Below are 21,848 nucleotides of genomic sequence, written 5' to 3'. Positions count from 1 at the left end.
GCCGCCCGGCACGCCATCGGCCGCATCGCCGACATCACCGCCGACCGCCACATGGAGGGCGTCCGGCTGATGCGCTGGGTCCTCTCCCCGCTGCCCACCTTCCTGCTGTGGCGCCGCATGAAACTGTGGGAACTGCGCTCCTACGAACAGGTCATCAAGCTCGAACAGGAACGCCTCGTCTACCAGGCCCGCCTGCGCTCCCGCTTCGGCCGCGCCTGGCGCCGCAAGGCCCCCGTGGAATCCCTGATGCCGCTGCGCCTCGCCCGCTACGGCGTCCCCCTCTCCGAAACCGCCCCCGCCGGCCTCGCCGCAGCCGGCATCGAGCCGGCCGGCCATACCGAACCCGAGAGCCCGGCGCCCGCCGTCCCCGTGGCCGAGACGGTACGCCGCATACGCCGGGGCACGGGCGACCTCCGGCTCGCGCTGCCCGCGCCGGCTGCCGCCCCGGAGCCGGCCGGCGAGCCCGCCGAGCCGGAGTCGCCGCTGCGCCCGGGGGAGACCCCGGAAGCGGCGGCGGACCGGTTCGCCGACCCCTACCGCGCCTTCGTCGACCAGTTCCGGGTCGCGCCGACCACCGCCCAGTGGGCCTTCTGGCTGCACGACCGCTACGGCATGTCCACCACGTCGGGCACCCCGTTCCCGGAGGCGCCCCTCGGCCCGCTGCTGCAAGTCCTGCGCCGACGCCACGGGGACGTCCCCGAGGAGACCGAGCCCGGCACCCCCGCCGCCACGGCCGCATCGGACGACCACCGCGCTTATGCCGAGGCCCGGCCCTAGGCGACGACAGGCGCTGCCTCATGCCGGCGCGCAGGCGGGCGGTCCTCGCCGCGAAACGGCAGTCCGGGCGCGGTCGGACGGCCCCGGACGGGCCGGCACGCCTTTCCCGCCGTCGTTCCCGGAGGGACCCTGGTGACGGGCGAAGAGGTGCGCCTTTCGCCCGAGCCGGCCTCCGCCCCGGCCTCCGGGGCGGCCCGGGCCGGCCCCGTCCTTCGCGCACTGCACCGGACGGCCAGGGAGGTGAGGGTCGTGATCAGGTCGGTCGTGGCCGGCGTGGACGATTCGCGGGAGGGCAGCGCGGCGGCGGACTGGGCGGCCCGGGAGGCCCTGCGCCGAGGCGTTCCCCTGCGCCTCGTGCACGCCTGGGAAGGGGGCCTGCCGGAGGGCGGCAGCGAGACCGCCGTACCCGGCCTGCGGGCTCCGCAACAGCACGCCCGCCAGGTGCTGCACCACGCTCTGGGGCAGCTGGGCCGGCGGTATCCGGGGCTGGCCGTCTCCGCCGAGCAGGTCGCCGGACCGCCCGTGACGGCGCTGCTCGCCGAAGCCCGGGAAGCCGACCTCCTCGTGATCGGCAGCCAGGGAAGCAGCGGACTGAGCGGGTTCGTCTCCGGCGCGGTCGCGATGGCCGCGGCGGCCCGCATGGAACGGCCCATCGTGCTGGTCCGGGCCGACGAGACCGCGCAGAGCGAGCACCTGCGCGACGCCGGCGGGCAGCCGTCGGACCGCACTCCGTTCCGTGACGTCACCGTTGCCGTCGACGTCGACGGGGTCTACGAGGAGGTGCTGGACTTCGCCTTCCACGCCGCCGAGCTGCGCCGGGCGCCGCTGCGGGCCGTGCACGCCTGGCATGTGCCGTACTCCCCGGGCCTCACGGCCGCCGAGCAGCGCGCCCGGGCCAGGGCGCTCGCCGAGGACGAACTGGCGCGGCTGCTCGCGCCCTGGCGGAAGAGGTTTCCCGCGGTGGCCGTCCTGGAGAACCTGCACGAAGGCCGGCCGGCCCATGTCCTCGTCCGGGCGGCGGGCGGAGCGGGGCTGGTCGTCGCGGGCATCCGCAGGCGCCGTACACCCGCCCGCCCGCACGCCGGGCCGGTGGCGCACGCGCTGATCCACCACGTGCGGTGCCCGGTCGCCCTGGTCCCGCACGCGTGAGCGCCCAGTGCCGCGCCGGTCGGCCGGCGGGCGGCCGCCTCGGACCGCGCCGCCGGCCCCGGCGGCGGTGGCGTCACAGACCGGCCGCGTGGTCCGGGACGTAGGTGCGCAGCTCGCGCGGCGGGCGCTCGTACCCCGTGGACGGCGGCCGCTCCGGCAGTTCGATCGAGGGCTCCGGCACGCCGTGGTACGGCACCGAGTCGAGCAGATGGGCGATCATGTTGAGCCGGGCCCGCCGCTTGTCGTCGCTCTCCACGACGTACCAGGGCGCCTCCGGGATGTCGGTGTGCACCATCATGTCGTCCTTGGCCCGTGAGTACGCCTCCCAGTGCGTGATCGACTCCAGGTCCATCGGGGACAGCTTCCACCGGCGCAGCGGATCCTCCAGCCGCTTGCGGAACCGCTCCTGCTGCTCGGTGTCGCTCACCGAGAACCAGTACTTGCGCAGCAGGATCCCGTCCTCCACCAGCATCCGCTCGAAGAGGGGGCACTGGTGCAGGAAGCGCTGGTGCTCCTCCTTGGTGCAGAAGCCCATCACATGTTCCACACCGGCGCGGTTGTACCAGGACCGGTCGAACAGGACGATCTCCCCGGCGGCGGGCAGGTGCGCCACGTACCGCTGGAAGTACCACTGGCTGCGCTCGCGCTCGGTCGGTGTCGGCAGGGCCGCGATGCGCGCGACGCGCGGGTTGAGATGCTCGGTGACCCGTTTGATGGTGCCGCCCTTCCCGGCGGCGTCCCGGCCCTCGAAGACGACCACCAGCCGGGCGCCCTCCGCCCGCACCCACTCCTGCAGCCGTACCAACTCCGTCTGCAGCCGCAGCAGTTCCTGTTCGTAGACCTTGCGCGGCACCTTGGCCACCTGCCAGCCGGACATCTCGCCCGCCTTCCTGGCCCCTGCCCGGGACCCGCCGCCGTGGACGCTCGCAGTGTAGGCACCCGCGCCGCCCCGGCGCCCCCGGGCGGTCACCCGGCGCCGGTCCGGGGACCGCCCGCGGTGCGCGGCGGGCGGTGCGCGAGCCCGGTGGCCGCGATGGCAGGATCGGCCGGATGAGCATGAAGCGAGAGGAGCGGCCCGTCGCGCTGGTGACCGGGTCCACGTCGGGGATCGGGGAGGCCGTCGCACGGCGGCTGGCGGCGGACGGCATGCGGGTCGTGGTGCACTCACGGCGCAGCACACGGGCCGGGGAAGAGCTGGCGGCCGAGCTCGACGGGACGTATCTGCGCGCCGACCTGGCCGTGGCGGACGAGGCCCGGGGACTGGTCGAGGCGGCCCTCGAACGGTACGGACGGCTGGACGTCCTGGTGAACAACGCCGGTATCAGCCGGCCCGTCCCGCACCACGACCTGGCCGCGGCCGCCCCGGAGGAATGGCGGGAGGTGCTCGAGGTGAACCTGATCGCGCCGTGGGTGCTGTGCACCGCGGCGCTCGCGGCGCTGCGCGCGGCGCCGGCCGGTGGCAGCATCGTGAACATCACCAGCCACGCCGGGGTGCGCCCCAAGGGCTCGTCGGTGCCGTACGCGGCGAGCAAGGCCGCGCTGAATCACGTGACCCGGCTGCTCGCGGCCGCGCTCGCATCCGATGTGCGGGTCAACGCGGTGGCGCCGGGCCTGGTGGACACCCCGATGACGAAGGACTGGGCCGACGCCCACGCACTGTGGCGCGATCGAGCCCCCATGGGCCGCCCGGCCCGCCCCTCCGACGTGGCCGACCTGGTGGCCATGGTGATCGCCCACGGCTATCTCACCGGCGAGGTCATCCTGCTCGACGGCGGCCTGAACCTGACCTGACGGAGACTCAGCAGGCCTTTCGCCGGGGAGAATCCGGGCGAAGCTCGTCGGCGGGCCGGTAAAGGGACGTCGCCCGCCGACGGGCCGGGCGACGTGACGAGGCTCGGCGACGAGCTCTGAGGAGGCGACGTGATGACGGCACCCGACGGAGCCGGTGCGGCCGATGCCGAGCAGGCCAACGCCGCGATGTGGCACGCCTACGGGGCGCACCACCTCGATCGGGCCACCCCCCTGACCGACATGGACGAGATCGCCTGGGGCCCGGCGGGAACCGGGCCCGGGGACGGCGTCCTCGGTGACCTCACCGGCCTGCGGGTGCTCGACCTCGGCTGCGGCCCGGGGCGGCACGCGGCCCACCTCGCCCGCACCCACCGCGCCGCCGTGGACGCCGTGGACGCCTCATCGACCCAGATCGACCGCGCGCGGGCGCGCTATGGCGACCTGCCGGGCCTGCGGCTGATCCGGGCCGACGCCGTCGAGCATCTGCGTGCCTCGCCGCCGTACGACGTGATCTGCTCCCTGTCCGCCGTCCACTTCATCGACCCGCACCGGCTGCTGCCCGCCCTGGCCACGGCTCTCCGGCCCGGCGGACGGCTGTACTTCACCGTGCTGCACACCAACGCGTACGGAGACGGCCCCTCTTCGGACGTGCGGCCCCGCCCCGAGATCCTGCGCCTGGCCGGCGGCGGCGAACTTACGGGGCACATGTGGGTGCTCGGCGCAGAGCTGTGGACGGACCTGCTCGCGCGGTACGGGCTGCACGTCGAGGAGGTCACCGTGCTGAACGCGACCGAGGAGGGCAACCAAGCCTCCTACCGGCTCTTCCAGGTCCGCAGGCCGGCCCGGATCACCTCGCGTCCCCGTACGGCCCGGCCGCCCGTCGCGCACGCGGCGGCCGGGGTCGGCGCCGTGCTGGTGGGGCCGCGCGGTCTGCTCCTCGGCCGGCACCGGCGGGGGACCGTCGAACTGCCCGGCGGCACGGTGGAGCCGGGCGAGTCGCTGGAGGAGACGGTCGTGCGCGAACTGGCCGAGGAGACGGGCCTGCACGCCGAACCGGCCGACGTGCGCCTGCTCGGCATGCTCCTGGACGAGGTCGGCGGCGTCGTGCGCATCACGGTCGGCGCGCTCGTCACACGGTGGCGCGGGGAGCCCGCCAACCAGCCGGGCGAGCGGGTCGGCGGCTGGCGATGGTGGCCGCTGGACGCGCTGCCGCAGGGCCTGTTCGAATGCAGCGCCCAGATCCTCACCGCGTGGCGCCCCGATCTGCCCATCGACCATCCGCCCGCCCACTTCACCCCCTTCGCCCAGGCGCCCGAGGCCCGACGCCGCGACTCCGATCGGCAGAGCGCCAAGGAGCACGCCGCCGGCCAGGACGCCGCCGGTCAGGGCCCCGTCGCGCCGTCACGGCCGGGCCCATGAGGGGGCCCGCCATGCATCACCCCGTGCCGGAGATCACGGCCGACCTGGTACGGGAGGCACGGTAGCGTGGTGATCATGGTGGACTGGGAGCTGCGCCCGGCGGTGCCGTCGGACATCGACGCGGCGGTGGAACTGCGGGCGGCGGCGATGAGGCCGGATCTGGAGCGCCTCGGGCGGTACGACGAGCACCGGGTACGGCAGCGCCTGTGTGACCGGTTCGAGCCGGCGCACACCTGGGTCATCGAGGTGGACGGCGCCGTGGCCGGCTGCGTGGCGCTGCGGCCGGCCGAGGACGCCCACTGGCTGGAGCACTTCTTCCTCGCCCCGCGACTGCACGGCCACGGCATGGGCTCCGCCGTGCTGCGACGCCTGCTGGAGCGGACCGACCGCGCGGGCGTCCCCGTCCGGCTGAACGTGCTGCAGGGCAGCGCGGCCCGGCGGCTGTACGAGCGGCACGGGTTCACCACGCAGAGCGAGGACGCGGTGGACGTGTGGATGGTGCGGGCGCCGGTCCGGCTCCCGGCCGGCGCCTGAGCGCACGTCAGGCCAGCGCGCCCACCACCTCCCAGGTGCGCAGCCGGTCCTCGGGGCCGCCCATCTCGCCGGCGGCGACGACGACCTCCGTGGCCCCGGCGTCGCGGTAACGGCGTACCGTCTCGGCGAGGTGCTTCTCGTCGCCGATGGCCGCCAGCTCCGCGGGATGCGTGGCGCCGGACTGCTCGACGACCCGGGCGTAGGACGGGATCTGCTGGTAGAAGCCGAGTGCCTCGTACGCCGTGGCGCGTACCCGGTCGGGGTCGCCGGTCACCACAGCCGGTACGAAGGCGACGACCCGTGGGCGGGGCCGTCCCGCCTCCTCGGCGGCGCGGACCAGCGCCGGCACGATGTGCTGCTCCAGTGCGCGCGGCCCGGCAAGGTACGGCAGGATGCCGTCGGCGAGCCGGCCGCTGACACGCAGGGCCTGCGGCCCCATCGCGGCCACGAGCAGCGGTACGGCGGGCTCGGCGCCCGGCACTGCCGCGGGCAGGGGCGTGCGTGCCGTGATCAGTTCGCCCTCGAAGTCCGCACGGCCGGTCTCGGTCAACTGCCGCAGGGCCAGCAGGAATTCACGCAGCCGGCCGATGGGCCGTTCGAAGGGCAGCCCGAAGGCGCCCTCCGTGAACAGTCTGGTGCCGAGGGCCAGGCCGAGGTGGTAGCGCCCGCCGGTGGCGGCCTGCACCGTCTGCGCCTGGCTCGAGACGAGCAGCGGATGCCGGCCGAACACCGGGAGGGCGGACGTGCCGAGGTGGATGTCGGGGACTTCGCGGCCCACGACCGCGGCGATCGTGGGGGAGTCGTAGCCGAAGGTCTGGCCGAACCAGACGCTTCTGACGCCGGCCGCCCGCGCCTCGCCCGCCTGCCGCACCACCTCGTCCACGGTCAGCGCGGCACCGGGCGTGTCGATGGTCACTCCTACTGTCATGGCGACCACAACACCCGTACGCCCAAGGGAATTCCGCCCCGATGGGTGCCGACCGGGCCGCTGCTAGCCCTGCTTGATCGCGGAGATGTCGAACTCCAGGACGATCTTGTCGCTGACCAGCACGCCGCCGCCCTCCAGGGCCGCGTTCCAGGTCACGCCGAACTCCTTGCGGGAGATGGTCACCGAGCCCTCCAGACCGACGCGCACATTGCCGAAGGGGTCGACCGCGTTGCCGGTGTACTCGAAGTCGATGACGACCGGCTTGGTGGTGTCCTTGATGGTGAGCTCGCCGGTGACCCGGAACTCGGTGTCGGACCTCTGCTCGACCTCGGTGGTGCGGAAGGTGATGTCGGGATGGTTCGGCGCGTCCAGGAAGTCATTGGTGCGCAGGTGCTGGTCGCGCTGTTCGTTGCCCGTGTCGATGCTCTGCGTCTTGATCACCACCTGGCCGGTGGACCTGGCCGGGTCGGCGCCGTCCAGGTGCGCGGTGCCCTCGAACTCGTGGAACGCCCCGCGGACCTTGGTGACCATGGCGTGGCGGGCGACGAAACCGATCCGGGTGTGGGCCGGGTCGAACACGTAGTCGCCGGTCAGCTCGGGAAGTGAGACGGTCATGGGAAGGTGCCTCCATAGCGTCCGGACCCCGGCGGGCGAGCCGCCGGGTTCGTTTCCGCATCACGCTAGAGGGCCGGTGATTCCCGGCCCCGCCGAACGCGCCTGGCCGCCGCGGATTGCACTCTGACCGGTGACCGACCGCCGCCGTCCCGCCGCTGCCGGGAATGACGCGAGCGCTCATGTCCGGGACGCCGCCCGGCACTGCCGCGTACTAGGGTCCGTGTCATGACCGAAGACTCCTTGCGCTCCGTCACCGTCGAGCGAACCGGCAACGGGCACTTCACGGCGACCAACGCCCGCGGCGGGACGATCAGCTTCGCCACCGAGGGCGCCGCGTTCACCCCGGTCGAGCTGCTGCTCGCCGCGATCGGCGGCTGCACGGCGGTCGACGTCGACGTCGCCACCACCCGCCACGCCGCACCGGACCGCTTCGAGGTCACCGTGACGGGTCACAAGGTCAGCGACGAGCAGGGCAACCGGCTGACCGACCTCGCCGTCACGTTCTCCGTCGCCTTCCCCGACGGCGAGGCGGCCGAGCGCGCCCGCGCGATCCTGCCGCGCGCGGTCAAGGCCTCCCACGACCGGCTCTGCACGGTCAGCCGCACCGTCGAGATCGGCACGCCCGTCACCGCGACGATCGCAGGGACCTGACCGCCACCGGATTCCCCGCCCCTGCCGATGAGTTTTCCCGCGCCCGGCAGTCGAAGAAGACGGCTGGTGCGCACGACTTCCGCGAACGAGTCGCGCGTACCGCCCGCATCCGCTGACGAACACCACCCGAAGGAACGACCATGCGCACCCTGATCAGTACCGCCTTCGTCTCGCTCGACGGTGTCATGGAGGCACCCGGCGGCGAGTCCGGCTACCGCAACGCCGGCTGGACCTTCAAGGACGTCGAGTTCCTTCCGGAGGCGTACGCCCTCAAGGGCCAGGAGCAGAAGGAGGCCACCGCGATGCTGCTGGGCCGGGTCAGCTACCAGGCGTTCAGCCCGGTGTGGCCCGACATGGCGGACTTCGCCGACTACAAGGTGATGCCCAAGTACGTCGTCTCGACGACCCTGACCGAGGACGACCTGGTCACCAACTGGGGTGAGACGACGATCCTGCGCTCGCTCGACGAGGTCGCCGCGCTGAAGGAGACCGAGGGCGGCCCGATCATCGTCCACGGCAGCGCCGCGCTGAACCACGCCCTGTCGGACGCCGGCCTGATCGACCGCTACCACCTGCTCGTCTTCCCGCTGCTCCTCGGCGCGGGCAAGCGCCTGTTCAGCGCCACGGACAAGGACGCCCAGAAGCTGAAGCTCGTGGAGCACGAGGCGTACGCCAACGGCCTGCAGAAGCAGATCTTCGACGTCGTCCGCTGACCGTCCGCCGGGCCGGCCGGCGGTCCACCGGGGGCGGAGTTGTGCCATGTGATCATGTGCGCATAAGTTCCGCCCCATGGACATGACACGGAGGACGATCCTCAAGGGCTTTGCCGCGGCGCCGTTCGTCACCGCCGCGGGCAGCGCGCTGTTCCCGGCCGTCGCCCAGGCGGCCACCATCGACGCGAGCCAGTTCGGCCTCACCTACCGCACCGGCAACAGCTACGGCGCGTACGCCGACCTCGCCGCCGGGCTCGCCGGCAAGCTCCCCACCGTCGACGCCACGGCGGTCATCGCCGACACCAACCGCACCGCCACCCGCCTCACCAGCGCCCCCGGCACCGTGCAGGCGTTCGCGGCCGGCTTCACCTGGGAGAGCGGCGACCAGACGGTCGACTACTGGATCCCGCAGGGCGTCACCACCAGCGCCGACGCCTACGCCGACGGCCTCTACCCGTCGAACGGCTCGAACCGGGTCGTCGCGGTGTCCTGGTACTTCGAGACCGACCCGGACGGCGACGGCGTCGACGAGTACCCGATCGACAAGGGCGTACGGCTGACCTTCGTCGACACCACCAACGCCTCCGCACCGACCTACCGCCACGTACTCCTCGTCGAACCGGTCAAGACGTCCTCCGGGGAGTACTCCTTCAACCCCGTCCGCCGGCACGCGGGCGGCATCATGTGGTACGGCAACCTGCTCTACATGGTCGACACCTTCAAGGGCCTGCGGGTCTTCGACCTGACCAAGATGTTCACGGTCGACACCGCCGAGAAGGACGTGTGCGGTCTGCACACCGACGGCAAGTACTACGGCTACTCCTACCAGTACGTCCTGCCGCAGAGCGCCGCCTACGACAACACCGGCAAGTACGTGCGCTACAGCGCCATCGGCCTCGACCGCGCGAGCAGCCCCGACTCCCTCGTGGTCAGCGAGTACTCCGTGTCGGGCAGCGTCGACTACACCGACGGCACCTTCAGCGGCACCGGCGTCGCCACCACCACGCCCAAGGTGGTCCGCTGGAACCTCGACTACACCAACCGGCAGATCTCCTCGCCCGCCGCGTCCGAGGCCGTGACCGTCGCCCAGCAGAAGATCCAGGGCGTCGTCTCCCAGAACAGCAAGCACTACCTCTCCACCAGCAACGGCTCCTCCGCGGGATCGCTGCGCACCTTCACCTCCGGCGCCTCCACCGCGAGCGCCGTGTGCAACCTGGCCGTCGGCTGCGAGGACCTCAGCTTCCACAGCAGCGCCACCACCGGCTGGGCCTACAGCGAGTCCGTGATCTGGAACCTCAGCGAGTACGCCGGCAAGCGGTACGTCTACGCCGTCCACGCCGACGGCTCGTAGCCGCGCCGGACGGTCACGCACCGGGGGTGGCGCGACCCGCGCCACCCCGTCGGGGCCTCGTCGTTCAGTGCACCGCTCGCTTCACCAGTTCGGCGAGGCGCGCCTCGTCGGCGGCGCTCAGCCCGGTCAGGGCATACGACGCCGGCCACATGCTGCCGTCGTCGAGCTTCGCCTGGTCGCTGAACCCGAACGTCGCGTACCGGGACTTGAACTTCTCCGCGCTCTGGAAGAAGCACACCACCTTGCCGTCCAGGGCGTACGCGGGCATCCCGTACCACAGCTTCGGCGCGAGCTGCGGCGCGCTCTCCTTGACGACGGCGTGAACCCGCTCGGCCATGACCCGGTCCGAATCCTGCATCTCGGCGATCTTCGCCAGCACCGCGGCCTCGTCCTCCGCGGCCTTCGCGGCCTTGGAGCTGCGGCGCGCCGACGCCTTGACCTCCTTGGCGCGTTCCTTCATCGCGGCCCGCTCCTCGGCCGTGAACCCCTCGGCCGGCTCGTCGGCGGCCGGGGCGTTCTTCGCGGGCTTCCTGGTCTCGGTCACTGCGGGTTCCCTCCTGGAGTGTGGATCATGACGGGCTTCAGTATGGGGCGGGGTTCGCCGGTCCGTCCGGCCGTCGAGCGGGCTCATCCCCAGGCGCCGGCGATCTGCCGGGTCGTCGCGTTGAGCCGGTTGAACAGGTTGGTGACGCCGATCATCAGCACGATCGCGGCGAGCTGCTTCTCGTCGAACCAGGTCGCGGCCGCGTCCCAGATCTCGTCGCTCACCGCGTCGGGCCGGTCGGCCAGCCGCGTCGCCGCCTCGGCCAGCGCGAGGGCCGCCCGCTCCTCGTCGGAGAAGTACGGCGCCTCCCGCCAGGCCACGACCGTGGCCAGCCGCTCGTCGCTCAGCCCCGCCTTGCGGGCCGTCCTGGCACCGCCGTCGACGCAGGCGCTGCAGCCGTTGATCTGGCTGACCCGCAGATGCACCAGCTCCAGGATCTGCCCGTCCACACCACCGCCGTGCACGGCCTTGAACAGCTGCTGGACGGGCTGCATGGCGTCCGGCAGGACGACGGCGGGGTTCTGCATACGGGACCGCATGGGTGGCTCCTTCGCCGGTTCGGTGCCCCGTTGGTGTCGGGGAGTGACTCCATGACAGCCCGGCCGCCGCCCCGCGACCATGGCGCTGGGACACCGTGGGACAGCTGAAACACCCTTGACCAGCGGCTACTTGGCCCGGAAGACTTCAGCGGCCACGGGACGCGGAGCGGGGGGAACACGGTGGACGTGACCGGACGGGCGGGGCGGGCGGGACCACAGGAGGAGCTGGCGGCGCGGCTGCGCGCGTTGCAGGAACTGTCCGGCCTCGGCGTGCGGGCCCTCGCCCGGGACACCGGCCTCAGCTCGTCCTCCCTCTCCCGCTACCTCAACGGGCAGACCGCGCCACCCTGGCCCGCCGTGGTCGCACTGTGCCGTCTCGCCAAGCGCGACCCGCGCCCCCTGCGCCCGCTGTGGGAGCGCACCTCGAACCCGCTGCCGGCGCCCCCGAAGAGCAGCCGCCAGGGCCGCCCGCGGCCCCGCAACGACCTGCCCCGCGACGTCCCCGACTTCACCGGACGCGAGGACCAGCTCAGCGCCCTGCTCGAGGTGGTCGCCGGTCACCGCGCGGTCTGCGTCGACGGCATGGCGGGCGTCGGCAAGACCTGTCTCGCGGTGCACGCGGCGCACCGGCTCGCCGCCGACTTCCCCGACGCCCAGCTCTACGTCGACCTGCACGGCTTCACCGAGGGCAGGCCCCCGCTCGACCCCGACTCCGCGCTGCGCATGCTGCTCGGCGCCCTCGACGTCCCCTCCGAGCGGGTCCCGCAGGACGGCCTGGAACAGCTCGCCGCCTGCTGGCGCTCCGAACTCGCCCACCGCCGCGTCGTCGTGGTCCTCGACAACGCCGCCGACGCCGAACAGGTCCGCCCGCTGCTGCCCGGTGCCGGAGACTCCGTAGCCCTGATCACCAGCCGCAACCGGCTCCTCGGCCTGGACCAGGTGCCCCCGCTCTCGCTCGACGTGCTCAGCCCCGAGGAGAGCGCCGAACTCCTCGCCCGCGCCAGCGGCGACGGCGGCGGCCCCGACGGCCGCCTCGCCCGCGATCCCGGATCGGCCGCCGAGGTGCTGCGGCTGTGCGGCCATCTGCCGCTCGCCCTGCGGCTCGCCGGGGCACGGCTGCGGCACCGGCCGGGCTGGACGGTGGGCATCCTCGTCGAGCGGATGGCCGAGGGCGCGAGCGAGTTCGACACCGCGTTCGCCATGTCCGTACGGCAGCTCGACCGGGCGCAGGCCCGCCTGTTCCGCCTGCTGGGCCTGCTGCCCGGCGAGTCCTTCGACGAGTACGTGGCGGCCGCTCTCGCCGACGTGCCGCTGCGCACCGCACGGGCGATGCTGGAGGACCTGCTCGACGCCCACCTCGTCCAGCAGCCGACGGCGGGCCGTTACCGGCTGCACGACCTGGTGCACCAGCACGCTCGCCGCGCCGCCGCCGAGCAGGACCCGGCGGCCGAGCGGGAACGGGCCCTCGGCCGTGTCCTCGGCTACTACGTGCACGCGGCGGCCGCCGCCGACGCCGCGATGCCGTTCCTGACACCCGGCCACCCGGTCACCGCGGGGCCGCCCCCGGCCGCGCTGCCCCCGTTCGCGGACAAGAACGCCGCCTTCGCCTGGCTGGTGGCCGAGTACACCAACCTGATCGCCGCCTTCGAAACGGCGGCCGCCGTCGGCGCCGACCTGCATGTGTGCGAGCTGCCGCGGTTCCTGCGCGCCTACTTCGCGCGCCGCTGCGGCACCATGCACCTCAACTTCCTCTTCGAGCGGTCGCTGGCCGCCGCCGAGCGCCTCGGCGACCCGCTGCGACTCGCCGAGGCGCACAGCGACCTGGGCTTCGCGCGCTACAACGCCGGCCGGCTGCCGGAGGCCGCCGACGCCTACGAAACGGCCCGCGCCCTGGTGGCCCGGGTCGGCGACCCCCGCACCGAGGCCGAACTGGCCCTGCGCCGCGGCTACTTGAGCTGGGACGCGGGAGACGGCGAGGAACCGCTCGACCTCTTCCGGCTGGCCCGGACGTTGTACGAGCAGGCCGGTTTCCCCACCGGCGCCGCCGACGCCGCCGCGGCCGAGGCCTGGGCGATGCTCCGGCTCGGACACCGTGAGCAGGCCGCGCGGCGGGCCCGCGACGTGCTCGCCGTCCCGCACACCGACGCCGCCTGGCCGCCCGCCCTGACCGCCCGCCTCACCCTCGGCGTCGCCATCGCCGAGGAGGCGCCCGACGAGGCCGCCGCACAGCTGGAGGAGGCGCTCGCGGCGGCCCGGGCCGACGGGCATCTGCACAACCAGGCCTGGTGCCTGAACTGCCGGGGCGTCGCGCTGCGCCGGATGGGCCGCCACGAGGAGGCGCTGGCCAGCCACCGGGAGGCGTTCGCGCTGCTCGACGAGTTGTTCGAGGAACACTGGAAGATCCACTTCCTGAACGGCTATGCCGAGACCTGCCGGCTCGCGGGCCTGCCCGAGGAGGCCCTGCGGCTGCACCGGCAGGCGCTGGAGCTGGCCCCCGGGCTCGGCAACCGCCACGAGGAGGCGCTGGCCCACGACGGCATCGCGGCCCTGCTCGAGACAAGCGACCCGGCGGCGGCCGCGGACCACCGAGCGGCGGGACGGTCACTGCTGCGGGAGCTGCGGACGGGGTGACGCGACGGGCGACGGACGGGGGACCGGGGCGGCGGGTCAGGCGGCCCTCGTGCGCCCGGACAGGGCGTCGATGAGCTGCTCGCGGCTCATCCTGGAGCGTCCGGGGACGTCCCGGGCGGTGGCCCGCTGATAGAGCTCGGCCTTGCTCAGCCCGGCCAGCTCACGCTTCGCGCCCCGGCCGCGGCTCCTGGGGCCCGTGTCCTTGGCCCCCGAGCCGCGGCCGGTGCTCTTCGCCCCCGTGCCGCGGCCGGTGCTCCTGGCCGCCGTGCCGCGGCTGCCGCTTCCCGAGGACTTGGCGCGGCCGGACGGCGCCGTACGGGAACTGCCCGTGCCGCCCTGCCGTCCGCGGCCGGCCCCGGACGAGCGGGCGTGGTCCAGGCTGCTTTCCAGCACCTTCATCAGGTCGATGACGTCGGTCGCCTCCGGCGCCTCCTCGGCGAGGGCGATCTCCTCGCCCTGCGCCTTGGCCTGCACCAGCTCCCGCACCTTCTCCTGGTACGTGTCGTGATAGCGGCCGGGCTCCCACGGGGCGCTCAGGGCGTCGACGAGCTGCAGCGCCACGTCCAGCTCCTTGCCGCGCGCGGCCCGCCCGGTCGGCAGCCCGGGCAGTTCCTCGCGGGGGTCGCGCACCTCGTCGGCCCAGTGCAGCGTCTGCAGCACCACGGCCTGGTCCTCGGCCCGCAGCGCGGTCAGATACTCCTTGCCGCGCATGACGAAGGTCGCGATGCCTGCCTTGTTCGCCTCGGCGAGCGCGGCGCGCAGCAGCTCGTACACCTTCTGGTACTCCTCGCCGCGCGGACCCACGTAGTAGGTACGGGCGAAGTAGACCGGCTCGATGGCGTCCAGGTCGACGAAGTCGCTGATCTCGATCACCTGGGAGCGCCCCGGCGCGATCTCGTCCAGCTCGTCGGGCTCGACGATCACGTACTCGCCCTTGGAGACCTCGTACCCCTTGACGATGTCGTCGGTCTCGACCTCCTTGCCGGTGCGCTCGTTCACCCGCCGGTTGCGGATGCGGTCGGCGGTGCCGCGCTGGAGCTGGTGGAAGTGGACGGTGTGGTCCTCGGTCGCGGCGTACAGGCCGACGGGTACCGTGACCAGCCCGAACGTGATCACACCCGTCCAGATCGCGCGCGCCATGACCGACCCTTCTCGTCCCGTTCTCGTCCCGGACCGCGCCGTAGGGCGTCGGTGCCGCGGTGGCCTCTGCCGTCCACGCTGGCACCACCGGGCCCGGGACGCGCGCCGAGCACGGCGCGGGGAGGCGCCGGGCCGCGACGGCCGGATCTAAGTCGATGATCTGCAACTGCGCGTCGGGGCGGCAGTGGACGCAGGCGGGCAGGCCGCCGGCGAGCAGGCGGCGGGCCTCGTCGCGTCCGATCGGGCGGTGCCGGGAGCCGGCCATGCGGCAGTCGCCGGTGTGCACCTGGAGCGGCGGGCGCCCGGTGCCGATGCCGAGCTGGACGACCCATTCCGGCCGTGCGGGCCGGTTGCGCCGGCCGCGTTCCTGTTCGGCCTGACGCCGCTGGATCGCCGCGATCTTGCGGTCGATGCGCTCGAGCCACAGGGCGTGCCACACCCGCAGGGTGTGCAGGCGGTCGAGGTCGGGCGGCAGGTCATCGAACATATTTTTGATTCTAGGCCCAAGATCCACCCTTCCGCACTCGCGTGTTCGATTTTCCGTTCGATATCGTGGGTGTGGGAGGTGAGAACCATGGACGACGACGTTCCCGCACGTCGGACGGCGACGGTCATGCACGTGCGCTGCCCGGACCGCCTGCCCGAGGAGACCTACCGGGAGGTCCTGGAACAGCTCACGGAGCTGTCGCCGGTCGTGCAGGCCCTGCCGCCGTCGGCGGCCCTCGTCGAGCTCAAGGGGGCACTGCGCTACCACGGCACGGACGCGCGCCGACTGGGCGAGATGCTGCGGGTACGCACCATCTCCCGCCTCGGCGTCGACCTCCGCGTCGGCATCGGACCGTCCATCACCGTCGCCGCCACCGCCTCCGCACGGATCGCGCCGCCCGGCGGCCTCCTCGCCGTCGATCCGGACCAGGTGACGGACTGGCTCGGCCCGCTCCCCGTCGAGGCCCTGCACGGCATCGGACCCCGCCAGGCGCAGGTGCTGCGTGACTACGGCATCCACTGTGTCGGCCTGCTCGCCGCCGCCCCGCCCGCCACCGTGCAGCGGCTGCTCGGCGGTCGCGCGGGCCGCTCGGCGGCGGACCGCGCCCGCGGAGTCGACCCGCGCCCCGTCGTCCCGCGCGCCCTGCCCGCCTCGGCGAGCGTGCGCCACACCTTCCCGCGCGAGGCGCTGGACGGCGCCGACGTCCGCTCCGCCCTCCTCGAACTGGTCGTCCGCCTCGGGATGCTGCTGCGCCGCCGGGGCCAGGCCGCCCGCGCCCTGACACTGCACCTGTCCTTCGCCGCCGGCGGCGGCTGGGAGAAGACCCGCCGCCTGCCCGAACCCTCCGCCCACGACGACGACCTGCGCGCCCTCGCCTACCAGCTGATGGACGCTGCCGGTCTGCAACGGGGCCGGCTCACCCGGATCACACTCAAGGGCGAGGACCTCGTCGACGCCGACCGGGTCGCCCGGCAGCTCAGCCTGGAGGCCGGCCATGAGGCGCGGCTGGTGGCCGAGGGCGCGATCGACCGTATCCGCGACCGGTTCGGCCCCGGCGTCATCGGCCCCGCGGCGCTCTTCCGCAACGCCTCCTGACCCCGCACCGCGCCGGCCGCCGGGGCCGCACCGGCCGGTGCCCGGCCCGCATCCCGTGCGGCCGGACGGCGTCGACGACGTCACGCCGCCGGACGGGTGATTGACGGCGCGGCGGCTCGGCGCGCCCCTGCGGGGGCCCGGACGGACCCCGACGGGGGTCGTGTCGTGAGGCGCCCGTCGCCGCCCCGCCTCGGGCGCGCCCCTACGGGGGGCCGGACGCCCCCGGCCGGGCCATGGCGTGGCGCGCCTCGGGCACCCCACGAGGATCCCTCGGCCCGTGGGGACGCGGCCGGGGCACACCCCCGTCGCGGCCCTGCCCGCGCGCCCCGGCCGCACCCCGCTCGCCCCGGACGGGAGGCCCTCCGGGCCGCCTCACTCCTCCCGAGGGCCGGCGCTGATCCGCGCCAGGTCTGCTGTGAGGGACTCCAGCCAGGACACCGTCGCGTAGTAGAGCCGTGGCGCGTCCGGCGGTTCGGCGGCGAACTCCGCGAAGGTCACGTCGATCGCCGGCACGGGCGCGCTCGGCGTGTCCCCGCCGGGATCCAGGGCCGCCGAGACCAGCAGCATCCGCCCGGCGACGCGCTCCCCGACCCCGGCGAGCGCCTCGGCCGCGACCGGCCCCAGCTCGGGCTGCGGCGGCTCCAGCAGCCGCTGCGACCCCCACAGGGTGTGATGGCCGGCCATCAGCGTCGCCTGCCAGTCCACCGCGGGCGGCACCGCGCGGGACCGGCCGCCGAAGCGCGTCGGCTCGCTCTGGAACTGCGCGTACGCGGACTCCGCGAGGATGACCGAGCGGTGCAGCGACCGGTGCCCGGGCGGCACTCCCGACGGCGGTGCCGCCCCGGTGCCGTGCGCGGCCGAGGCGCTGGTCGCCACGACGATCTCCGCCGCCCTGCGCAGCAGCTCCGCGGCCGTGTAGCGCAGTTCGTCGTGGGCGCCGCGCGGCCACGCCAGCACCCCGAAGACCGCACCGATCACGCTGCCGACCAGTACGTCCAGCATCCGCACCTCCGCAAGGTGCCACGTCGGCGGCGCGAGCTGCGCGAAGACGAGCGCCACGAGCACGGTGAACAGGCCCTGCGCCCAGCCGACGCCCCGGACCGGCCCGACGGTGAAGGCGAACAGCATCCACACCGGCAGCAGCACCGCGTAGAACCGGGTGTCCGTCCCGGCCAGGGTCAGCGTCCCGGCGGTCACCAGGGCACCGGCCAGGGTGCCCGTCAGCGCCAGGCGGACGCTGTGCCAGGTCTCGTCCATGGTCGTCCTGGTGAGCGTGAGCGTGGCCAGCATGGCCCAGAACCCGTGGGGCAGCGTGTCCACCCCGGCCACGAGGCGCGCGGCGGTCAGCGCCAGGGCGATGCGTACCGCGTTCTGGAAGAACACCGACCGGCGCCCGGCATGCCCGCGCAGCCGGTGCCACCACAGCAGCGGCGCCCAGGTGGCGGCATACCAGAACCGGCCCGGAGGCACGGGGACGGCCGCATGCCGGCCCCGTACGGCCAGGTCGGCGGCGACACCCATGGCCAGCGCCGCGTCGGCGACCTCCAGCACGGCCGCGTGCCCGCGCAGCACGGCGGGGGCGAAGCCCGGGGCGCCGGTGCCGCCGCACGGCCCGGCGGACACGGCCGACAGGCGGGCGCGCGCCGCGACCAGCGCCTCGTACGGCGCCACCGGCGACGGCCCGGAGCGCAGACAGCCGGCGGTCGCGGCGGCCAGCTCCGCCACCGCGCGCAGCACATCCGTGACCTCGGGGCCCGGCCCGGCGCGGCCGGTGCCCAGCCCCGCCAGCCGGCTCAGCAGGGTGCGGGCCGCGAGACCGGTGTGCGCCAGGGCGCGCTCGCGTCGGCCCGGCCCGGCCGGGCGCTCCGCCTCCGGCACGTGCAGCGGCCGCAGCGCCTGCCCGGCCTCCTGAGCCGCCGCCCGGTCCGCGCCGTTCAGGGCGTACGGCGGTGCGGCGAGGCGCCGCGCGCACCGCGCGGCGGTCAACGCGGCCCCGGCGGCCCGCTCCTCGTACGCGGGCGGGGGCGGCTCGGCCAGGATCAGCGCCTCCGCCGCGACGAGCAGCGCCACACCGGTGCTCGTCCCGATCAGCCGGTCGCCGAGCGACGCCGGGTCGTACGGCGGGAACGACGGCAGGATGTACAGCAGTTGCAGCCCCGGTGCCGTCCCCGCCGCACGCGGCCCGCCCACGGCCGAGAAGGCCAGCGTGAAGCCGACCGCCAGCATCCCGAGGGCGGCGCTCCACGTGCGCACCGACAGACAGGTGCCGACCACCACCAGGACCCAGCACAGCGGCAGGGCCCGCAGCAGCACGGCCGCGCGCTGCCGCCCGGTGCCGGGGATCCGTGACAGCCCGCCCAGCGCGATCGCGGCGAACAGCGCGTAGGTGGCCGCCACGGGGCGGTCCAGGCCGTAGCGGAAGACGTAGAAGCCGGTCGCCGCGACCAGCGACACCCGCACGGCTCGGCGCCCCGAGGCGGCGTAGGCCGCCGGGTTCCACCACCGGGCTACGACACCCCGCACCCCTTCAGCATCACCCACACCGCCGGACCCGGCACCCGCCCACGTCCCACCCGGTTCAGTACCGGCTGTTCATGGCCGCACGCACCTCGGCGAGCGTGGTGTCGGCCACGGCCCGGGCGCGCTCGTTGCCCTCGCGCAGGATCGCGCGGACCTGGGCGCGGTCCTGGGCGTAGGCGGCTCGGCGTGCCCTGATCGGGGCCAGATACTCGTTGACGGCCTCGGTCACCGTCTTCTTCAGCGCGGCGGCGCCCGCCGCACCGATCTCGTCGGCGATCTCCTCGGGGGTGCACTGCCGGCACAGGGCCGCCAGCAGCAGGAGGGAGGACACCTCGGGGCGCCTGACCGGGTCATAGGCGATGTGGCGCTCGGAATCGGTCTTGGCGCCCTTGATCAGGCGGGCCGTCTCGTCGGCGTCGGCGGCCAGGGCGATGGCGTTGCGGCGGCTCTTGCTCATCTTGGTGCCGTCCGTGCCGAGCAGCAGCGGCGCGCTCGACAGCAGCGCCTCGGGCTGCGGGAACAGGGCGGCGCCGGCGCCGTAGCGGTCGTTGAAGCGGCGGGCGATCGTACGGGTGATCTCCAGGTGGGGGAGCTGGTCCTGGCCGACCGGTACCAGGTTGGCCTTGCAGAAGAGGATGTCGGCCGCCTGGTGCACGGGATAGGTGAACATCAGGCCGCTGACCGCGGACTGGCGCGAGTGGGCGATCTCGTCCTTGACGGTGGGGTTGCGGCCGAGTTCGGCGACGGAGACGAGGCTGAGAAAGGGCAGCATCAGCTGGTTGAGGGCGGGCACCGCGCTGTGCGTGAAGATCGTGCTGCGGGCCGGGTCGACGCCGATGGCGAGGTGGTCCAGGACCAGGTCCTCGACGTGCCCGGTCAGGTTGTCCGCCACATCACGGTCGGTCAGCACCTGGTAGTCCGCGACCAGGACGAACAGCTCCACACCGAGGTCCTGGAGCCGGACCCGGTTGTGCAGCGTGCCGAAGTAGTGCCCCAGATGCAGCCGTCCGGTGGGGCGGTCGCCGGTCAGGACCCGGAACCGCCCGGGTTCCTCGCGGATCAGCTCCTCCAGGACCGCGCTGCGGGCCCGGGCGGCGGACACGCCGAGGGCGTCGGGGGAGGGAGCCGTGGCGGTGGCGTCCGTGGCCGTGGCGGGAAGGGTGATGGTGTCCATGAGATCTCCTGGTGGGTGGTGGACGCCGACGGACGACACCAGCCCTGTTCCAGGGGACACACAAAGGGCCGTTCGTCCGAACGGCCCGGGTCACGCGTGTGAGGCGGCCGCTCCTAGGAGGAGCGCCACCAGCTGAGACACGCGAAACGATGCATGCGCACACCATACCGTCGGCCGCGCCGGTCAGCGAGGACATCGGCGGCCGCCGCCCCCTCCGCCGGTGCTGCGGGGAGAGGGCGGCCGGTGCGGCGGATGAACTCCCACGGCCTGCCGCGGGCTAGGGCTTGCGGGCGAGCCCACCGTGCTCGGCGACGACCTCCGTGTTCGCACCCGGCTCCGGACGCCACTGCGTGACCGGCACCACGCCGGGCTCGACCAGTTCGAGGCCGTCGAAGTACGCGGCGATCTCGTCGACCGTCCGCAGGTTGTACGGCACGGCGCCGCTGCTGTTGTACGCGTCCTGAGCCGCCTCGAAGACGGGGTCGACGCCGCGCGAACCGTCGTTGACGGCGAGATGGCTGCCCGACGGCAGGGCGGCCATCAGCCGCGTCACGATGGCGCGGGCCTGCTCGTGGTCGCCGACGTGGCCCAGGATGTTGCTGAGGATGAGCGCGGTGGGCCGGCCCAGGTCGAGCGTCTTCTCGGCGGCCGCGAGGATGCGCTCCGGGTCCGTCACGTCGGCGTCGATGTAGGACGTCGCGCCCTCGGGGGAGGAGTAGAGCAGGGCACGGGCGTGGGCCAGGACCATCGGGTCGTTGTCGACGTAGACGATCCGCGTCTCGGGGGCGAGCCGCTGGGCCACCTCATGGGTGTTGTCGGCGGTCGGCAGCCCCGTGCCGACGTCGAGGAACTGCCGGATGCCCGCCTCGGACACCAGATACGTGATGGTGCGGCGCAGGAACGCCCGGCTGCTGCGGGCGATGGTGACGATGCCGGGGAAGACGGCGGTGTAGGCGTCGCCGGCCTCCTCGTCGACGGGGTAGTTGTCCTTGCCGCCGAGCCAGTAGTTCCAGATGCGGGCGGAGTGCGGCACCGACGTGTCGATCTTCTGGTGTGTCGTCGCGGGGTCGGTCATGGGTCCTAACCGTCTTTCAGCCGAGGCGTGGATCATTCACCGCACAACCTACGTCCGAACGTCCTCCTCCCACCCGTCAGTTCGGCTTTTGCGGCGATGGCGTGCACGCGCCGGACACGGCCCGGCCCGGAACGTGTGTCCCGGCCCGGGCCGTGTCGTCCGCCGCTCAGTTCTCCAGGGCCGCGAACGCGCCGGGCTGGTAGGCGCCTCCGGGGGTGCGGGTGATCACGCCGAGCCGGTTCGCCGCGTTGATCATGGCGACCAGGTGGACCAGCGCGGCGATCCGGTCGTCGTCGTAGTGCTCGCGCACCTCCCGCCAGGTCTCGTCGGACACCCCGCGATGGGCGTCGGCGAGCCGGGTGCCCTCCTCGGTGAGCGCCAGCGCGGCCCGCTCGGCCTCGGTGAACACGGTGGACTCGCGCCAGGCGGCCACCAGGCCCAGCCGGACCGCGGTCTCGCCCGCCTCCGCGGCCTCCTTGCCGTGCTGGTCGAGGCAGAAACCGCAGCCGTTGATCTGGCTGGCGCGCACCATGACCAGGTCCTGGGTGGACCGGGGCAGCGGCGACTGCCGGATGGCCAGGGCGACGCCGTAGAAGCGCTTGCCGATGTGGGCGGCGAGCTCGTTGGACATCAGATCGAAACGAGGTGTCATGACAGGTCCTCACTGTCCGGTGGCGCGGCCCTCGGCGCCGCGCCCTGTGCGAACACCAGATGC

Annotated in this window: 20 protein-coding genes and 1 pseudogene; 10 read left to right on the top strand and 11 right to left on the bottom strand. The window is 73.8% G+C overall.

Annotated elements, in window-relative coordinates; all coding sequences use genetic code 11:
• Positions 1-777 (top strand): DUF2637 domain-containing protein (locus tag AB0E88_RS32985; RefSeq protein ID WP_361638263.1); only part of this gene is annotated, 777 nt, incomplete at its 5' end.
• A gap of 249 nt (positions 778-1,026) precedes the next feature.
• On the top strand, positions 1,027-1,926 hold the full coding sequence (locus tag AB0E88_RS32980; RefSeq protein WP_361638261.1) for a universal stress protein: 900 nt from the start codon (positions 1,027-1,029) through the stop codon (positions 1,924-1,926).
• Positions 1,927-1,999: 73 nt separating this feature from the next.
• Here the strand turns inward: AB0E88_RS32980 and ppk2 are convergent, their stop codons facing one another.
• Positions 2,000-2,803: a polyphosphate kinase 2 gene (gene ppk2, locus AB0E88_RS32975; protein ID WP_361638259.1), complete on the bottom strand. Its 804-nt coding sequence runs from the start codon at positions 2,801-2,803 to the stop codon at positions 2,000-2,002.
• Between the two features lie 173 nt (positions 2,804-2,976).
• Here ppk2 and AB0E88_RS32970 point away from each other — a divergent pair, with 173 nt between their 5' ends.
• The 3 genes from AB0E88_RS32970 (at position 2,977) to AB0E88_RS32960 (ending at position 5,670) form a co-directional block, all read left to right on the top strand.
• The gene (locus AB0E88_RS32970; RefSeq protein WP_361638257.1) at positions 2,977-3,717 is read left to right on the top strand and encodes an SDR family oxidoreductase; all 741 of its coding nucleotides are present in this window, start codon (positions 2,977-2,979) and stop codon (positions 3,715-3,717) included.
• A gap of 132 nt (positions 3,718-3,849) precedes the next feature.
• Positions 3,850-5,136: a bifunctional class I SAM-dependent methyltransferase/NUDIX hydrolase gene (locus AB0E88_RS32965; protein ID WP_361638255.1), complete on the top strand. Its 1,287-nt coding sequence runs from the start codon at positions 3,850-3,852 to the stop codon at positions 5,134-5,136.
• Positions 5,137-5,211: 75 nt separating this feature from the next.
• A complete protein-coding gene (locus AB0E88_RS32960) occupies positions 5,212-5,670 on the top strand; it encodes a GNAT family N-acetyltransferase (RefSeq protein WP_361638253.1) in 459 nt (152 codons plus the stop codon).
• Positions 5,671-5,677: 7 nt separating this feature from the next.
• Here the strand turns inward: AB0E88_RS32960 and AB0E88_RS32955 are convergent, their stop codons facing one another.
• Together AB0E88_RS32955 and AB0E88_RS32950 are read right to left on the bottom strand one after the other, a co-directional pair.
• Entirely contained in the window at positions 5,678-6,598 is a 921-nt protein-coding gene (locus AB0E88_RS32955) for an LLM class F420-dependent oxidoreductase (RefSeq protein ID WP_361638251.1), read from the bottom strand.
• Positions 6,599-6,661: 63 nt separating this feature from the next.
• Entirely contained in the window at positions 6,662-7,213 is a 552-nt protein-coding gene (locus AB0E88_RS32950) for a YceI family protein (protein WP_361638250.1), read from the bottom strand.
• Positions 7,214-7,438: 225 nt separating this feature from the next.
• Between AB0E88_RS32950 and AB0E88_RS32945 the strand changes: the two genes are divergently transcribed.
• The 3 genes from AB0E88_RS32945 to AB0E88_RS32935 all read left to right on the top strand — a co-directional run bounded on the left by AB0E88_RS32945 (position 7,439) and on the right by AB0E88_RS32935 (position 9,928).
• Positions 7,439-7,864 carry an OsmC family protein gene (locus AB0E88_RS32945; RefSeq protein ID WP_361638248.1) on the top strand — a complete coding sequence of 142 codons (426 nt, stop codon included), beginning with the start codon at positions 7,439-7,441 and terminating at the stop codon, positions 7,862-7,864.
• 140 nt (positions 7,865-8,004) lie between these two features.
• Positions 8,005-8,577, top strand: coding sequence for a dihydrofolate reductase family protein (locus AB0E88_RS32940; protein ID WP_361638246.1), 573 nt, complete (start codon positions 8,005-8,007; stop codon positions 8,575-8,577).
• Between the two features lie 76 nt (positions 8,578-8,653).
• Positions 8,654-9,928, top strand: coding sequence for a hypothetical protein (locus AB0E88_RS32935; protein WP_361638244.1), 1,275 nt, complete (start codon positions 8,654-8,656; stop codon positions 9,926-9,928).
• A gap of 64 nt (positions 9,929-9,992) precedes the next feature.
• Here AB0E88_RS32935 and AB0E88_RS32930 read toward each other — a convergent pair whose 3' ends face one another.
• The gene (locus AB0E88_RS32930) at positions 9,993-10,388 is read right to left on the bottom strand and encodes a DUF1801 domain-containing protein (RefSeq protein WP_361638268.1); all 396 of its coding nucleotides are present in this window, start codon (positions 10,386-10,388) and stop codon (positions 9,993-9,995) included.
• 167 nt (positions 10,389-10,555) lie between these two features.
• Positions 10,556-11,011 (bottom strand): carboxymuconolactone decarboxylase family protein, encoded by a 456-nt coding sequence (locus AB0E88_RS32925; protein ID WP_361638242.1) that lies wholly within the window; start codon positions 11,009-11,011, stop codon positions 10,556-10,558.
• Positions 11,012-11,197: 186 nt separating this feature from the next.
• Between AB0E88_RS32925 and AB0E88_RS32920 the strand changes: the two genes are divergently transcribed.
• Positions 11,198-13,642 carry a helix-turn-helix domain-containing protein gene (locus AB0E88_RS32920; RefSeq protein ID WP_361638240.1) on the top strand — a complete coding sequence of 815 codons (2,445 nt, stop codon included), beginning with the start codon at positions 11,198-11,200 and terminating at the stop codon, positions 13,640-13,642.
• 36 nt (positions 13,643-13,678) lie between these two features.
• Here the strand turns inward: AB0E88_RS32920 and AB0E88_RS32915 are convergent, their stop codons facing one another.
• Positions 13,679-14,782: a Ku protein gene (locus AB0E88_RS32915; RefSeq protein WP_361638238.1), complete on the bottom strand. Its 1,104-nt coding sequence runs from the start codon at positions 14,780-14,782 to the stop codon at positions 13,679-13,681.
• A 223-nt stretch (positions 14,783-15,005) separates the two neighbouring features.
• A pseudogene (locus AB0E88_RS32910) lies at positions 15,006-15,269 on the bottom strand (DUF6233 domain-containing protein); the annotation flags it as partial.
• An 87-nt stretch (positions 15,270-15,356) separates the two neighbouring features.
• Here AB0E88_RS32910 and AB0E88_RS32905 point away from each other — a divergent pair.
• Positions 15,357-16,364, top strand: a complete 1,008-nt coding sequence (locus AB0E88_RS32905) for a hypothetical protein (RefSeq protein ID WP_361638236.1) — start codon at positions 15,357-15,359, stop codon at positions 16,362-16,364.
• A 372-nt stretch (positions 16,365-16,736) separates the two neighbouring features.
• Here AB0E88_RS32905 and AB0E88_RS32900 read toward each other — a convergent pair whose 3' ends face one another.
• From AB0E88_RS32900 to AB0E88_RS32885, 4 genes are all read right to left on the bottom strand, one after another.
• Positions 16,737-18,887 (bottom strand): FUSC family protein, encoded by a 2,151-nt coding sequence (locus tag AB0E88_RS32900; RefSeq protein ID WP_361638235.1) that lies wholly within the window; start codon positions 18,885-18,887, stop codon positions 16,737-16,739.
• A 55-nt stretch (positions 18,888-18,942) separates the two neighbouring features.
• Positions 18,943-20,058: a tryptophan--tRNA ligase gene (gene trpS, locus AB0E88_RS32895; RefSeq protein WP_361638233.1), complete on the bottom strand. Its 1,116-nt coding sequence runs from the start codon at positions 20,056-20,058 to the stop codon at positions 18,943-18,945.
• A 277-nt stretch (positions 20,059-20,335) separates the two neighbouring features.
• Entirely contained in the window at positions 20,336-21,133 is a 798-nt protein-coding gene (locus AB0E88_RS32890) for an SAM-dependent methyltransferase (RefSeq protein ID WP_361638231.1), read from the bottom strand.
• Between the two features lie 166 nt (positions 21,134-21,299).
• Complete coding sequence (locus AB0E88_RS32885; RefSeq protein ID WP_361638229.1) at positions 21,300-21,785, bottom strand: carboxymuconolactone decarboxylase family protein; 486 nt, start codon at positions 21,783-21,785, stop codon at positions 21,300-21,302.
• Positions 21,786-21,848 lie beyond the last annotated feature (63 nt).

The organism is Streptomyces sp. NPDC028635 (assembly GCF_040637635.1).
In the GTDB taxonomy this organism is placed as follows: domain Bacteria; phylum Actinomycetota; class Actinomycetes; order Streptomycetales; family Streptomycetaceae; genus Streptomyces.
This window is presented reverse-complemented; position numbering and strand designations above follow the sequence as displayed.

What these genes read in the sequence shown, in the direction of transcription:
- ppk2 (WP_361638259.1), bottom strand. Translation starts at nt 2,803, where the DNA reads ATGTCCGGCTGGCAGGTGGCCAAGGTGCCGCGCAAGGTCTACGAACAG.
- AB0E88_RS32970 (WP_361638257.1), top strand. Translation starts at nt 2,977, where the DNA reads ATGAGCATGAAGCGAGAGGAGCGGCCCGTCGCGCTGGTGACCGGGTCC.
- AB0E88_RS32965 (WP_361638255.1), top strand. Translation starts at nt 3,850, where the DNA reads ATGACGGCACCCGACGGAGCCGGTGCGGCCGATGCCGAGCAGGCCAAC.
- AB0E88_RS32960 (WP_361638253.1), top strand. Translation starts at nt 5,212, where the DNA reads ATGGTGGACTGGGAGCTGCGCCCGGCGGTGCCGTCGGACATCGACGCG.
- AB0E88_RS32955 (WP_361638251.1), bottom strand. Translation starts at nt 6,598, where the DNA reads ATGACAGTAGGAGTGACCATCGACACGCCCGGTGCCGCGCTGACCGTG.
- AB0E88_RS32950 (WP_361638250.1), bottom strand. Translation starts at nt 7,213, where the DNA reads ATGACCGTCTCACTTCCCGAGCTGACCGGCGACTACGTGTTCGACCCG.
- AB0E88_RS32945 (WP_361638248.1), top strand. Translation starts at nt 7,439, where the DNA reads ATGACCGAAGACTCCTTGCGCTCCGTCACCGTCGAGCGAACCGGCAAC.
- AB0E88_RS32940 (WP_361638246.1), top strand. Translation starts at nt 8,005, where the DNA reads ATGCGCACCCTGATCAGTACCGCCTTCGTCTCGCTCGACGGTGTCATG.
- AB0E88_RS32935 (WP_361638244.1), top strand. Translation starts at nt 8,654, where the DNA reads ATGGACATGACACGGAGGACGATCCTCAAGGGCTTTGCCGCGGCGCCG.
- AB0E88_RS32930 (WP_361638268.1), bottom strand. Translation starts at nt 10,388, where the DNA reads ATGAAGGAACGCGCCAAGGAGGTCAAGGCGTCGGCGCGCCGCAGCTCC.
- AB0E88_RS32925 (WP_361638242.1), bottom strand. Translation starts at nt 11,011, where the DNA reads ATGCGGTCCCGTATGCAGAACCCCGCCGTCGTCCTGCCGGACGCCATG.
- AB0E88_RS32915 (WP_361638238.1), bottom strand. Translation starts at nt 14,782, where the DNA reads ATGGCGCGCGCGATCTGGACGGGTGTGATCACGTTCGGGCTGGTCACG.
- AB0E88_RS32905 (WP_361638236.1), top strand. Translation starts at nt 15,357, where the DNA reads ATGGACGACGACGTTCCCGCACGTCGGACGGCGACGGTCATGCACGTG.
- trpS (WP_361638233.1), bottom strand. Translation starts at nt 20,058, where the DNA reads ATGGACACCATCACCCTTCCCGCCACGGCCACGGACGCCACCGCCACG.
- AB0E88_RS32890 (WP_361638231.1), bottom strand. Translation starts at nt 21,133, where the DNA reads ATGACCGACCCCGCGACGACACACCAGAAGATCGACACGTCGGTGCCG.
- AB0E88_RS32885 (WP_361638229.1), bottom strand. Translation starts at nt 21,785, where the DNA reads ATGACACCTCGTTTCGATCTGATGTCCAACGAGCTCGCCGCCCACATC.